This is a genomic window from Candidatus Stygibacter australis (genome assembly GCA_030765845.1).
GTDB classification, from domain to species: domain Bacteria; phylum Cloacimonadota; class Cloacimonadia; order Cloacimonadales; family TCS61; genus Stygibacter; species Stygibacter australis.
This window is the reverse complement of record JAVCDJ010000042.1, coordinates 43,869-57,876: the sequence shown is the minus strand read 5'-3', so window position 1 is coordinate 57,876 and position 14,008 is coordinate 43,869. Positions and strand designations below refer to the sequence as shown.

Here is a 14,008-nt window from a genome sequence, read left to right as displayed (position 1 = left end):
GTGCAGATTAGAAGTACAATTTCTAATTTGCACAAATCACGCATCCCCCGAAATTAAAAATGAGTCCGCTGCTAAGTTATATGTGCACCGCCGGGTATTTCCAGGTGAGGCCCAGATAACGACCACTATCACCCAATCACTGAAAATAATATAGCTGTGGTGTAAAATAAGAAATTGCTGCTAATAAACGCCCGTAGTTCTCGCCCCACTTCCGGAGTACCGTTAGCGGTGCACGTCCTACTTTTCTGTTAATACCATGCTATTTAGTTACTTTTGTATAGAAATCTTCTCCTGCTACTGAACCAAAATAGCCGATACCGCCTTCTATCTCAACAGCTTCACGCACTAGATCAATATTGATTATCTTACTCTCCATCAGATCAGTGAAATTTAATTCTATTGTCTGTGGTTTATAGGATATCTGATTGAACAGCAGCTTGTATTCTCCCGGTTCATTTATCGGGATCACAAAATATCATTTTAGCATTGATTGAGTTCCGGTTTTTTTGTCTATCAGCACAACATTTGCATAGGGCAAAGGTTCTCCACTTTCATGGCTGCGGATAAACCCACTTATAGATGCTGCTGAAAGCCCTGCAGAAATAATATACTCTTCTCAAGCTTTGGAATAAGATCCATTATTTTGTTCTCCTAATATAGAATTTATCCACGAATAAAGAATTAGTTTTCCTGACAACAACTTTTTATTAAGAGATTGAATTGACAAAAAAACTAACAGAAGAAAATATTAATTTCAGGGAGTATAGGATATGAAAGTCGGATTTATTAAACCTAAAACACCCGGAGAAAAAAGGGTTGTTCTTTTACCACAGGATCTTGGTGGAATAGTAGACGAACTCTATTTTGAGAGGGGATACGGAGATTCTTTAGGAATTGAAGATGTGGAATATATCAATCGTGGTGCCAGAATGCGCCAGAGAGAAGAGATATTTGCAACCTGTGACGGTATTTTCAGTTTGAAACCAATTGAAAAAGAAGATTATGAACACGTCCGAGACCGCCAGGTTTTCATTGGCTGGATACAACCTCAATCAGCTGGAAAGCATTTTTATGATACTCTATTTCTGGAAAAAGATCTTTTTATATTAGATACTGACATCAAAACAAGGCTCTTTCACCGGGATAAGATATTACCGGTTAAATGGGTTCAGGATTATTTCAGTTGGGAAAATTCTTTGATGGCAGGTTATGCTGCCATCTATCATGCCACTATGTCACACGGGATACTGATCAGTCCCCAAACCCGCATTGCCGTCCTGGGTACTGGCAATGTGGCTCAAGGTTCATTTAAATTTGCATCGCAGTTAGGAGCAAAAGTGAGAATGTTCTACCGTAGAACCTTAAAAGACTTCAAATATTCACTTGGCATCTGGGACATCATAGTTTCAGGCATCAAGCTTGATGACCCCTCACAGCCAGTATTAACCCTTGAAGATCAACGTCAGCTTAAACCCGGATGCCTGCTGATAGACGCTGCTGGAGATCCTGGTATCACCTTTGCCGGAACACATTTTACTGATCTGGAAAATCCCATATATGAAGAGGATGGAAGATTTTATTACCTGGTTAATAACACTCCCGCATTATTCTACCGTTCTGTTTCCGAAATACTATCCCAAGAGTTTCGACTGAATATCTTTGATCACCCTCTGCAGGACTATATTAATCTGGTATAAGTATAAAAAAATTAACTGCATTAGCTAACATAATTGACAAGTATATTGATAGAGCAATTTTGACCCTCTATAAAAAATTGAAGGAAAGAAGATGAAATTTGCCGAGGAGATGAAATTAATTCGTCAGGGAGTTGAAGAAATCATCCCTGAAGAAGAGTTATTGAAGAAACTGGAAAAATCAGCTAAAACAGGAAAACCATTACGTATAAAATATGGTATTGATCCCACTGGCTCTGATGTTCATATCGGACATCTGGTTCCTATCCGCAAGATGCGTAATTTTCAGGATATGGGTCATACTGGCGTGATCATTATTGGTGATTTTACTGCTCAGATTGGTGATCCCACCGGCAGAGATGATTCTCGTCCTCCCCTCACCGCTGATGATGTGAAAAAGAATGCTGAAAAATACATGGATCAGCTTTACACTGTTCTGGATAAAAATAAAACTGAAGTACGCTGGCAGACCGAATGGTTTGGTAATATGAGCATGAGTGACGTATTGAAGCTGATGGGAAAGTGGACCCTGGCTCAATTCATGGCACACGACACTTTCCGGCGCAGATATGAAGAAGGGTTAACTCTGGGTATGCATGAAATCATGTATCCTATCCTGCAAAGTTACGATTCTGTTGCCATCAATGCTGATGTAGAGCTGGGAGCAACTGAGCAGAAATTTAATATCTTATGCGGTAGAGACATGCAACGCTATTTTGGTCAGGAACAGCAAATCGCCATACTTTCCCCCATACTTATGGGTACTGATGGCGTTAATAAAATGGGGAAATCTCTGGAAAATTATATTGCAGTATATGACACACCTCAGGATAAATATGGTAAAGTGATGTCTATCCCTGATGAACTGATCATCAATTACTTTAATTATGCTTCTCCTCTGGGACCAGATGAAGTTGCTGAGGTAGAAAAAGAACTGAAAGCAGGAAAGACAAATCCCAAATTGATCAAGCAGCGCCTTGCCCGGGAAATTGTGGGCATGTATCATGGCAAAGATCAGGCTCTGGAAGCAGAAGAACATTTCAATACCGTATTTAGTAAGAAAAAAATCCCTGATGAAATGCCAGAATATCAGATAACCCCACCAGCAAAAATTACTGAAGTACTGGTTGATGCCGGATTATGCGCCAGCAATGGAGAAGTAAAAAGACTGATCAAACAAAACGCAATATCAATAGATAATGAAAAAATAAAAGACTTTGATCTGGAGCTTACGAAACCAGTAATTATCAAAGTAGGAAAGCGGAGATTTATCAAGATCACAATCTAAAGTGAGGAATTCATGAACACTATCACAGGTTTACTATATCAAATACCAATTCTGCTGTTTTCATTGACAATACACGAATTCAGCCATGGCATAACTGCTTATTATCTGGGTGATGACACTGCCAAACGAGCCGGCAGACTTACTCTGAACCCCATCTCTCATATCGATCCCATAGGATTGCTGATGCTTTTTATCGCCCACATCGGCTGGGCAAAGCCCGTTCCGATCAATCCTTATAATTTCAAGAATTATAAGCGTGATACTGCTATCACGGCAGCAGCGGGTCCAATTTCCAATTTTTTAATTGCGATCATATTATCTATCTTTTTTCATATATTGCAAGGCATTATTCCTGCTGAGAAGCTGATGGCCGGTTTCAATCAAACTGTGTTTTTCGCTTTATATTATGCAATCCTGATAAATCTTGCCCTGGGACTTTTTAATCTGATACCTCTCCCACCCTTGGATGGTTCTAAGATTTTAGGTGGGTTTCTCACTGATCAGCAATATGCTAGATATACAGCAAAAGAACGTCAAGGTGCAATGATCCTGATGATAATATTTGCCGCTGATTATATTTTGCGTCTGGGATTGATCAGATCAATTATTGAAGTTCCTTTGAGCTTCTTTATCAACTTACTATTAAGATAATTATATAATATATTAGGAGAAGTAAACTATGGACCTTAAAGAAGTTTTGCAATTGATTGAGAAACACCAGATAACAGCGATTGATCTCAAATACACGGATTTAAAAGGTAGCGGTTATCATATCACCTTTCCAGCCAGAAGTCTGGAAATGATCATGCAGGAAGGAATTCCTTTTGACGGCTCAAGTATTCCTGGCATGAAAGTTGTGGAAGCTGGTGATATGGTTCTGATTCCAGACCTTGACACTGCTGTTATTGATCCATTCAGTGAACACCGCCAATTGCGTATACTGGCATATATCTGCGATGCAGACACCCGAATCGGGGTGAAAAAAGATCCCCGCAGTGTTGCCAAACGCACCGTGCAATATATGAAATCCACTGGTATTGCTGATGAATCATACTGGATACCTGAATTTGAATTTTATCTCTTTGATGAAGCGTATTACTATAATGAAGATTATGCTGCCGGATTTGAATTCACTTCAGCAGAAACCAAACGCCATCTGCCTTCTGATTATGAAGATAATGACGGCACTGCCAGCGATCTCCGTAAAGGTTATCACATGGATACTCCCTTTGATAAATATGCTGATATCCGTCAGGAAATGGTCAATTTGATTGAAGCTATTGGTTGCCCTGTCCGCTATCATCATCATGAAGTGGGTCTGGCATCTCAGCAGGAAATTGAAACAGAGATGATCGAATTTAATACAGTTACCAATAAAATGCTCTTTATCAAGGATATTATCCGCGAAGTTGCTCTTAGAAATGGTCTTGTTGCCACGTTGATGGCAAAGCCTTTATATCATGAAGCAGGTAATGGATTGCACTTCCATATCCAGCTGCGCAAAGATGGAAAAAATCTCTTTTATAAAGAGGGTAATTATGCTGATCTTTCCGATACAGCTCTCTATTTTATTGGTGGAATTCTCAAACACGGCAGATCACTCACTGCTTTCACAAATGCCAGCACAAATTCTTATAAAAGGCTTCTCCCGGGTTTTGAAGCACCCACAAAGTTATTCTTTGGACTGGCAAATCGTTCCGCAGCGATCCGTATCCCCAAATATACCACAACAGAAGATACTAAGCGAATAGAATTCAGAACCGGAGATGCTTCCTGCAATCCTTATCTGGCTACCAGCGCCCTGATCATGGCGGGATTAGACGGGATCATCAATAAGATAATGCCTACTCCAGAAAATTGTTTTGGACCCTTTGATGATAACGTGTTCAACTGGAATGAAGAACAGCAGAAAAAATTATGCAGTGTTCCTGCCAGCCTTTCTGAAGCCCTTATCGCTCTGGAAGAAGATCATGATTATCTTTTAGCTGGGGATGTGTTCAATAAAGAACTTATTAAAAGCTGGATCGTGGAAAAGAAAAAAGAAATCTATCAAGTCACCTCAAGACCTAATCCTGTGGAAATGGCTATGTATTTTAATGTCTGATCTTTAACTGATTGAAATAAATAAAGGGTGCAGAGTAATCTGCACCCTTATTATTTGGGGTTTTCAGAAAGCTCTATTTTACTACCTTTGTGATAAACCCTGAATTCATCAATCTGGCAACTGCCATATAATCCGGTTTAAAAGCCACTTTCTTCCCATCTTTGTAAGTATTCCTCATGGATTTCTCTGATTTATTGAAATTAAGTACCGTCATATCGGAAGTAGTTCCAGAAAATGATAGCTTTGTATCTTTGATCGTCAAGTGAGTAGTATCCACATCTACTAAACCAAAATCAAGGATCATGCGATATTGTTCCACTATATTATCTGTTTCCTCAATACCTTCTGCATGTCCCACATTACCATCACCAATTATTCCATCAGGAACACCTTCCTTTAGCGCCATTTCAATTATATTGGCTTTAAACTCAAAGGCATTCGTAGAAAGATTGCGGAATTTACGGTTATCTAAGGGAGATTTGCCCATGAAAGCTGCTTCTCCTATTCTTAAATGATTTAAATTAGCGGGAATCCGCTTTTTACGGATCAAAGGTAATGTGATCGAACTACCACCAGAGATCAACTCCAGCTTTCTGTCAAATTTGATCTCCAGCAGTTGCTTATAAAGCGATAACTGGATCAGCTTATCATAAGTGGGCTCCACGCCATACATGCATCCCAGATTAGTCCCCAAGCCTATTATCTCTATATTGCAAAGATCAAATACGCTTTCATAGAATTTCAAGAGTTTATCCCGGATCACTCCTTCCCGCAATTCACCCATTTCCACCATTACTATCACCCGATGAATTTTATTTTGGGCTACTGCTTCCCGGTTCAATGCCTCTATGGTGTGATATGAGGAATTCAGAGAAATATCTGCATATTTAACTACTGTATGTGCACTGAGTATAGATGGAAGCTTGATATACATTGTTATAATATCTGGTCGTATGGACTTGATTGTTTTCAAACTGGAAAGCCGTGAATCGCCTATGGAATGACAATTCTTGATCACAGGACTATTAAGGATCACATCCAATACTTCTCTGTTACCACTCATTATCTTAGAAACCAGTGTCCACTTGATATCATTCTCTTTCAAATAATCATCAAGTTTACTGATATTATCAAGGATTTTTTTAGTATTTATGTGTAGCTCTGCCATCATTCTTCCTTATGATAACGCATCTCTGCATACTTGGATTTAAATCCCACTCGCTCATATAACCGCTTAGCTGGATTCTCATATTCCACGTGAAGAGCAATATCCCCTTCTGTCAGCTCAAATACTCTGGATACGAGTTTCCCTCCAAGACCTTGATTTCGAAAATCATGATGGACGGCAATATAAACCAGAAAATATTCCGGTATATAATACTTCATTCCCGTTCTGATCATGATCACTGCTCCAACTATCCTCTCAGCATCTATTACCAGAAGCACATATCCGCCTCTGGCTTCCTCATCACTCATCGCATAATCAAGACATTCTGAAATAGCCTCTTTACTATCTCCAAAATTATCCAGATGCTGATATAAAAAATCTATTAAATTCTCTGAACTGATATTTCCTTCAAATTCCGCATAAGAACTTATAGTAATTATCTCAATCATGTTCACTCCTTCATTTAATTGCTAATTTTTATCTTTCAACTGATTAAATATCTTACCTAAGTCAATATTTATATTATTTTTATAATTGTCAACTGGTTTTTTTACTAATTAATATTTGTGAATTTTCATTGGTAGTTACAGATTTATATATGGTATAACGTTATGATTTATATCTGTTTTATTTACCAGTATTCAGCCGATATGACAATCACAATATCTCATTTTTATCAAGCCATACAGAATCTGGATATAACCAGGCAAAGTTTAAGCATGTAATTGATAAACAGTATTATTATATTATTAAAGTAACTTGTTAGATTAAAAGAGACTGGAGAATAATCTATCCAACTTTTTCCGTTAATTTCATCATTATCTCAGGAGGTATCTTTATCAATCCCTGACGATCTTCTGGAAAACTTTTCATAAGTGATGATAATTCCCTGGCAGCCTCTGAGTTTTTTGCCAATTTTGCTATTTTCCTCTGCTGTTTAGGCAGCCCGGAGATTTTCAACTGATTTTTTTCATTCAGGAAAAAAGAAAATGTGATATTATTCATCTGCTGCTGTGAATCAAGATAAAAAAGATAGATCTTATATTTGCCATCACACAGGATAACTTCATAGTCTTTGATCTTATCAATATCAAAATTCGGTTGATAATTCTGCGTGTTGGATTCCGAAAAGTAATAAAACATCTTATCTATGGTATTTTCATCAATATTTTTTTTAAGCCGGCGCACAAACTGGATGATAGCTTCATGTAATTTAGGTACTACTATTTTCTTAGTTGCTATATAACCTAGATTCTTATAGGTCTCGGCTTTTAATTTCATCTTAATGCGGGATATTCGTTTCCTGAGACTGGCATGGCTTTCACCAGTCACCTCCGACATCTTCTTGATGTTCTGGCCGCAATTAAAATAAAGTACTAATGAACGCGTTTCCAACTCATCCAGATCTTCCATCGATTTCCGGAAACTCGAAGTTAAATCACTATCATGCTCCACTCCAAAAAAATCTACCAGGTTGTCACGAAGCCCCTTTTGTAAAAAATTGTCTCTTTTTTTATTATCATAATATTTTCGACAATAATTAAGGCAAGTCGAACGGATCCAGGAACTAAATTTATCAGGACTAATAGTACCACTCTTTAAAACAAATAAGTTAACTGTTTGTGCCGCTACATCTTCTGCATGACCACTGTTGCCCAGCTTATATAAAGCAAAGTTATATGCAGCCTGATATTGCTGCTGAACAAAAGAATCACTAAAATCCATAAAATCCACCTTTTTTAAAAAAAATGACAAAAATATAATTTTTTTGGCGTGGTGTTGTCACACTTTGCCTTTTCTCTGGACTATATATATAGAGAGAAGAAAATTTAGTTTAAGGAGATCAAGATGAAAAAACTCATAACTGTATTCATAGCCCTTATTATCACGTTATCTGCCATCGCTGCACCAATAATATCTGTGGATAATAACCCGTCAAGTAATAAAACTGAACAGGAAATAAAAGATCTGGTAGCTCAATGTGTCGGAGTACTTTCACTTGAAAGTCTGGAAGATACAAATTATATATTTATAGCTGTCACTGATGATGGATGGGTTATTGTAGAAATCGATGGTGATTATTACATAATACCTCCTGAAAGCGAATAAAACCGGCAAAAAGTAATAGTTAATCTATTCAGCACTAAGGACTTTTGATGAGTCCTTAGTGCTTTTTTGGTGTATTATTTTCGATACTTCTTATTGATTCCATAATTTATTGTAAGTCTATTGCAAAAGGTGGATAATAGTGTCATCATTATTGCTACAAATAGATAACATCTACGATGTAAAATATTTTGGTTTATAATATTTACCGAAATTTCTGCCGTTTTTTAGTAATTCATCATCAAGAGCAAACCCTTTTATAATGTAACTACGTAAAATCTGGGTAGCCCATTTGCGAAATTTTGTAACTTCATGTGAGTTTACCCGGTAACCAACAGCAATAATGGCATCAAGATTATAAAACTCAGAAGTATATACCTTATTGTCAGTTGCAGTATGTGCAATTTTTGCACATACTGATTCTTTGTTTAATTTTTTGCTGTTAAAAATATTTTTAAGATGCTTACTGATCACTGAACGATCTACTTGAAAAAAACCAAAAATTACTGATTACCGTCAACATCTTTATAACCTGAGGAAATCGAGTTTAGAAAATAATTAACCTGCTTTTTCCTATTTTCGTGTCAGTTCGTGGTTTTCGTGGTTCAAAAAAAAAGAAAGAAATTTATCAACCACTAATGCCGCGAAATGGCACGAAAAAATGTAATGTTGTAGTATATTGCAATTCTGCCTGATCATTGTGACGCTTTCCAAATTTTCTGGACTTCTTCAATTTCTTATGTAGCTTAATCGTCCTTGATTAAGTTCGTTTTAAATCAGTCAGTCGGGGATGATTGACCTACGTTGAGAAGGATCAAGCTGGGGGCAGTAACTGATCGCCAGAAGTCTTGCCCGGAGTACCGTTCAAAACTTCTGCTAGCTGGGGGAGAATTGTGCTGTTTGTAGCTTAATCGTCCTTGATTAAGTTCGTTTTAAATCAGTCAATCAGGGACGATTGACCTACATTGAGAAGGATCAAGCAAAAATTAATTTGACAAAAGATCAAAGAATAATGATATCTTGCTTTGGATAAAAAAAGTTAGTATTTGTGCTATTTAGAGAGGTTATTATGAAAATTTATGTTGTAATACTGGTAATAATTCTTTCAGTTATTCTTTTTGCCGGGATGGGAACTGAATTGGAATTGGCAAAAAGAAATCAGCTGCATAGTAAGTATAATGTATCGCGGGATTTTATTACGATTATTAGTGAAGATTTTGAGAACGGAGCAGAAGACTGGGAGACTTTTGATGAGACCGGAATATCGGACTGGATAGAATACTGGCATTTAAGTACGACCGGAGCTTATGAGGGCAATTCCTGGTGGATGGGTGACGAAGAGCTGGGTGGTTATACTGATAGTCGCTATCTGGTTTTAGATACCCCAGAATTAGTGCTGGCAGATGAAAATCCGGAATTGCATTTCTGGTTCAGCTTATGCTGTGAAGATGTTGGGGGAGACCCTCCTTATGATGCCTGGGATGGCGCGAATATCCGAATCTCAACCGATGGAGGAGAAAGCTGGTCAGTTCTGTCTGGTACACCGGAATATAATGCAGAAAGTTTTTATTCATATGGTTATGAATTTGGTGAAGGTCAAGGCATTCCCGGCTGGGGCAGCACTACGGAGTGGGTAAACTGGACAGAAGCAGTGTTTAGCTTAGCAGCTTATGCGGGAGAAAGTGTGAAAATACGTTTTGCCTTTGCCTCAGATCCAGCCTATAATACGGGAGATGATGCCAGTATGTTCGGATTCAGGCTTGATGACATAGCAATTGATACTTCTACGGGGATTTTTGAATCCAATGGAGATGGAGCTTCCGGAGATAGTGAAATGGTTGCCGGATATGGCGTAACCAGTACAGGAAATCTCTGGCATATTTATGAAGACAGCGAAGCTCCCAGTCCCACTCATGCCATGGGCTGTTTTGATGATGAAACCGATACTTACCTGCCGGGGATGGATAATTATATCGCTACTCCGGAATTCTATTTGCCTGCTGGTGGAAATTTCTTCTGGGATGTAGATGTAAAGGTGATGATTGATGATGACAGTACGTTTCCAGAATGTGACTATTTAGTTGTGGAAAAAAGTTTCCAGTTAACTTCAGGGAACTGGTCTACCTGGTTCATGATCTCATATCCGGGACCCCATGTTTTCACAGGAAATACAGAAACCTGGCTGCCCTTTACTGAGCATTGGAGTACTCAATACAGCAATATATCTGATTATGCCGGACGAAACGTGAAGTTACGCTTTGGACTGCATTCAAATGCTTCTGATGAAGTTGTTCCCGGTGGATTTAGAATAGATGATTTTATTGTCCAGCAGGAAATGTATTCTGGACCAGCACCAAGAAACCTGATCGCAGTGACAAATGATGAGAATCAGGTGGAATTAAGCTGGGATGCCCTCAGTGAAGGAGGAAGTGAAGGTTGGATTCAATGGGATAATGGTGTTAATGATGACGCTATTGGTCTCTCTATTGGTGGAACTATGTACACTGCTGCAAGCTTTGATCCAGTCGATATGATGCCTTATGTTGGTGGAGAGATCACTCAGGTTGAATTATATATTAATGATTTACCTTCAAGCATGATCCTTCATGTATGGTCAGGTCCAAATGCTGCTATAGAAATTCTTTCACAGACATTTACTGCTACTGGTATGGACTGGGTTATTATTGATCTTGATACTCCAGTAACTATTGAAAGTGAAACAGAATACTGGCTTGGTTATGAAGTTACTCAAACTGCTGGTCAGTTTTGTTGTGGTGTGGATGCCGGACCTGCTATCGTTGAAAAGGGTGACTGGGTTGCCTTATCTCCTGGTGCATGGCAATCAATGGCTGGTTTAGGTTTGAATTACAACTGGAATATTCATGCCTATGTAGATGGTGGAGACCGCCTTTTACCCCGATTCACTGCAGGCAGTCGTGAACGTGAAATTAACGGGTATACTGTCTGGAGATCAACTGAAAGTGGGATGAATTATCAGAATATTGGGTTTTGTGAGGTGATAGATACCCCATATTTTCTTGATGAAGATCCTGTTGCTGCGTCCTGGAATTATTATGTGGTCACGGCTATATATGATAGCTTAGATGGAGCTTTCAGCAATGAGGCGAGAGCTTATATATTTGATGATGAAATGATGGAACTGGCTTATGATGACGGATCATGCGAAGCAGGATTAAACGTGGGAATTGCCCAGTATATGGCAGTAAAATTCACACCACCATGTAATTATATAAGAATTTTAACGCATCTAAATATATATATTGAAACTCTTAATTCTGGTCAATTAGTATTCAGAATTCTGGAGGGCAGTACCGGGCTTCCAGGCGAAATGTTAGGTCAATTCAATGTAACACCGGATAACCTGCATGTAGGTTGGAATATGATTGAGATTCCCTATATTTCTATTCCAGACTCCACGAGTGAATGTTTCTTCATTTCAATTTTTGAGATGGCATGCCTGGCTGCGATAGGCAAAGATACCGATACTGCTGGAAATAGCTGGATGACAACCGGACAAGAGCATATCTGGGAAGAAATCACTGATGGCAACATGATGCTGCGAACTTATATTGAACCCTATGATGATGGTTCAGATGTTATTGAACTTGCTCCCGCATCTATTTCCATCAGTTGTTACCCAAACCCTTTCAATCCGCAGACGACAATTTCTTTTTTTACCACAGAGGGCACAGAGAACACAGAGATTAGCATATACAATACAAAAGGGCAACGCATTCGCGAATGGAAAATTGAAAATGTAAAAAGTAAAATAAATTCTGTTGTCTGGGATGGGAAAGATTCACAAAATATCTCTTGTGCGACAGGTGTATATTTCTGCCGGATCAAGGCAGGTAAGCAGACGGCTACAAGTAAGATACTCTTGCTGAAATAATAGGTTTATTCCGGTACTTCAGGAAAACATCGGGGCAGGGGTTTTGAATGACCTGGGAAAACTGTTTTTTTATGAACATAGCGGACTTAGAGGACATAGTGAATTTCTGAATATCACCATAATTCAATCCTGACTACGCTACTAGTTCACCCTTAGTAACCAATAACTACCACCAAATTGCTGGTCATCCAATCAAATATATACTACTATTTCAGCAGGAGGCCTTTTTTTGTTAGGGAAGTATTGCCATTGATATTTAGTTTGTAGAAATAGATGCCTGAGCTGACCGGGGTTTCTGAGTTATCTTTGCCGTTCCAGAAGAGGGAGTGGCTGCCTTTTGAAAAGTTTTCGTGGGCTAAGGTTTTGATTATTTGTCCTTTAAGGTTGAAGATGGTGATATCTATATTGGCATCATTTTGTAGTGAGAAAGATATCGTGGTGGAGGGATTGAAGGGATTGGGGAAATTATTGATCATATTGCAGATCGGATCAGTGATAGATTCCGGGTTTGATGAAGTGGCATTATAAGAAATTAGATAAGCAGCACCTATGTAATCTTCTGTAGTATAATCATATTCTGAGCCAACTATGGCATTAGTTCCAGAGAGTGAAACTGCACAGCCGAAACCACCCCAGTTTTCATTGATGATCTTATTTTGCTCAACCCATTCTGCATTCTGTCTGTTGAAGAAGTAGGCAGAAGCTGAACAGGCAACATCTGGACGATCACAGGCACCAATAACGGCATAATCACCAGAAATTGAAACTGAGCAACCAAAGTGATCATAATAGAAGCCATCACTGGCAGTTAATATAGCTTCTTCATTCCAGGCTGAGCCATCATAATTAAAGATGAAGGCTTCGCCCTGATCATAACAGTAAGTTCCAGCAATTAATAAATTATCGCTTACAGAAATTGAATAGCCAAACTTATCTGATGAGGTATCATGGGAGGCGATCAGTTTGGAGTGAAATAACCATTGGGTACCATTATTTTCATAAATATAGATGGAACCGGAATCATCACCATTATCATCATCATGCGAAGCAGAAATAAAGAGGAAATTATAGGTAATATAAGTTGACCAGCCAAAGGACTCGCCTAATTCTCCATCATCAGCTATTATTTTAGATAGTAGTATCCATTCAGATTCTGAGCGTTGATAAAGATAGGCAGCGCCGGCAGATTCAGCATTTTCGTCATCATTAGGAGCACCCACAACAGCGTATTCACCATCCTGCGAAATACCTGCGGAATTGCCATACTGGTCACATATTGGTGAACCTAAGGCAGTTATTATATCCATTTCCAGCCAGTTTTCTCCGTCATAGTGATAAATATATGCTGAACCGGAGGAATTACTATAACCCTGATCATCAGCAATGATCATGTAATCTCCATTTATGAAAACAGATGAGCCAAAGAACATTGTACTGTCTGAAGGGGTGATGATCTGTTCCTGGATCCATTGATCATCAGTTTTTTGGTATAAATAAGCTTCATTTGAGTATGAGCCAACTATAGCAAAATCTTCGGAAATTGAGACAGAATGCCCAAAATAATCAATTGAACCATCTTCGTTAAATACTCTCTGATCAATTGACCAATCAGCCGATAAAGATAATGTTAATATGAAAGTAATATATATAAGCCCTATGTATTTCATTTATTCCTCCAGAAATTAGATAAAAAAATACTTTTCCTGTTCTAAATATAAGTCAAGATATATTTTTA

General features: G+C 38.4%; 12 protein-coding genes. 6 read left to right on the top strand and 6 right to left on the bottom strand.

Annotation, left to right across the window (positions count from 1 at the left end; all coding sequences use genetic code 11):
• Nucleotides 1–259: 259 nt before the first annotated feature.
• Nucleotides 260–469: a hypothetical protein gene (locus RAO94_02910; GenBank protein ID MDP8321284.1), complete on the bottom strand. Its 210-nt coding sequence runs from the start codon at nt 467–469 to the stop codon at nt 260–262.
• A gap of 301 nt (nt 470–770) precedes the next feature.
• Here RAO94_02910 and RAO94_02905 point away from each other — a divergent pair, with 301 nt between their 5' ends.
• From RAO94_02905 to glnA, 4 genes are all read left to right on the top strand, one after another.
• A complete protein-coding gene (locus tag RAO94_02905; GenBank protein MDP8321283.1) occupies nt 771–1,697 on the top strand; it encodes a hypothetical protein in 927 nt (308 codons plus the stop codon).
• A gap of 91 nt (nt 1,698–1,788) precedes the next feature.
• Entirely contained in the window at nt 1,789–2,982 is a 1,194-nt protein-coding gene (tyrS, locus tag RAO94_02900) for a tyrosine--tRNA ligase (protein ID MDP8321282.1), read from the top strand.
• A 12-nt stretch (nt 2,983–2,994) separates the two neighbouring features.
• A complete protein-coding gene (locus RAO94_02895) occupies nt 2,995–3,633 on the top strand; it encodes a site-2 protease family protein (GenBank protein MDP8321281.1) in 639 nt (212 codons plus the stop codon).
• A 28-nt stretch (nt 3,634–3,661) separates the two neighbouring features.
• Entirely contained in the window at nt 3,662–5,086 is a 1,425-nt protein-coding gene (glnA, locus tag RAO94_02890; protein ID MDP8321280.1) for a type I glutamate--ammonia ligase, read from the top strand.
• A gap of 73 nt (nt 5,087–5,159) precedes the next feature.
• On the opposite strand, the gene RAO94_02885 is transcribed toward glnA, so the two are convergent.
• From RAO94_02885 to RAO94_02875, 3 genes are all read right to left on the bottom strand, one after another.
• Nucleotides 5,160–6,257 carry an alanine racemase gene (locus tag RAO94_02885; GenBank protein ID MDP8321279.1) on the bottom strand — a complete coding sequence of 366 codons (1,098 nt, stop codon included), beginning with the start codon at nt 6,255–6,257 and terminating at the stop codon, nt 5,160–5,162.
• Nucleotides 6,254–6,703, bottom strand: coding sequence for a GNAT family N-acetyltransferase (locus tag RAO94_02880; protein MDP8321278.1), 450 nt, complete (start codon nt 6,701–6,703; stop codon nt 6,254–6,256). The genes RAO94_02885 and RAO94_02880 overlap by 4 nt, the downstream gene beginning before the upstream one ends.
• A 340-nt stretch (nt 6,704–7,043) precedes the next feature.
• Nucleotides 7,044–7,979, bottom strand: coding sequence for a sigma-70 family RNA polymerase sigma factor (locus RAO94_02875; GenBank protein ID MDP8321277.1), 936 nt, complete (start codon nt 7,977–7,979; stop codon nt 7,044–7,046).
• A 123-nt stretch (nt 7,980–8,102) separates the two neighbouring features.
• Here RAO94_02875 and RAO94_02870 point away from each other — a divergent pair, with 123 nt between their 5' ends.
• On the top strand, nt 8,103–8,363 hold the full coding sequence (locus tag RAO94_02870) for a hypothetical protein (protein ID MDP8321276.1): 261 nt from the start codon (nt 8,103–8,105) through the stop codon (nt 8,361–8,363).
• Between the two features lie 171 nt (nt 8,364–8,534).
• Here RAO94_02870 and rhuM read toward each other — a convergent pair whose 3' ends face one another.
• A complete protein-coding gene (gene rhuM, locus RAO94_02865) occupies nt 8,535–8,834 on the bottom strand; it encodes a RhuM family protein (GenBank protein MDP8321275.1) in 300 nt (99 codons plus the stop codon).
• Nucleotides 8,835–9,429: 595 nt separating this feature from the next.
• Here rhuM and RAO94_02860 point away from each other — a divergent pair.
• Nucleotides 9,430–12,273, top strand: a complete 2,844-nt coding sequence (locus tag RAO94_02860; protein MDP8321274.1) for a T9SS type A sorting domain-containing protein — start codon at nt 9,430–9,432, stop codon at nt 12,271–12,273.
• A 206-nt stretch (nt 12,274–12,479) separates the two neighbouring features.
• On the opposite strand, the gene RAO94_02855 is transcribed toward RAO94_02860, so the two are convergent.
• Nucleotides 12,480–13,940, bottom strand: coding sequence for a FlgD immunoglobulin-like domain containing protein (locus RAO94_02855; protein MDP8321273.1), 1,461 nt, complete (start codon nt 13,938–13,940; stop codon nt 12,480–12,482).
• Nucleotides 13,941–14,008 lie beyond the last annotated feature (68 nt).

What these genes read in the sequence shown, in the direction of transcription:
- RAO94_02905 (MDP8321283.1), top strand. Translation starts at nt 771, where the DNA reads ATGAAAGTCGGATTTATTAAACCTAAAACACCCGGAGAAAAAAGGGTT.
- tyrS (MDP8321282.1), top strand. Translation starts at nt 1,789, where the DNA reads ATGAAATTTGCCGAGGAGATGAAATTAATTCGTCAGGGAGTTGAAGAA.
- RAO94_02895 (MDP8321281.1), top strand. Translation starts at nt 2,995, where the DNA reads ATGAACACTATCACAGGTTTACTATATCAAATACCAATTCTGCTGTTT.
- glnA (MDP8321280.1), top strand. Translation starts at nt 3,662, where the DNA reads ATGGACCTTAAAGAAGTTTTGCAATTGATTGAGAAACACCAGATAACA.
- RAO94_02885 (MDP8321279.1), bottom strand. Translation starts at nt 6,257, where the DNA reads ATGATGGCAGAGCTACACATAAATACTAAAAAAATCCTTGATAATATC.
- RAO94_02880 (MDP8321278.1), bottom strand. Translation starts at nt 6,703, where the DNA reads ATGATTGAGATAATTACTATAAGTTCTTATGCGGAATTTGAAGGAAAT.
- RAO94_02875 (MDP8321277.1), bottom strand. Translation starts at nt 7,979, where the DNA reads ATGGATTTTAGTGATTCTTTTGTTCAGCAGCAATATCAGGCTGCATAT.
- RAO94_02870 (MDP8321276.1), top strand. Translation starts at nt 8,103, where the DNA reads ATGAAAAAACTCATAACTGTATTCATAGCCCTTATTATCACGTTATCT.
- RAO94_02860 (MDP8321274.1), top strand. Translation starts at nt 9,430, where the DNA reads ATGAAAATTTATGTTGTAATACTGGTAATAATTCTTTCAGTTATTCTT.
- RAO94_02855 (MDP8321273.1), bottom strand. Translation starts at nt 13,940, where the DNA reads ATGAAATACATAGGGCTTATATATATTACTTTCATATTAACATTATCT.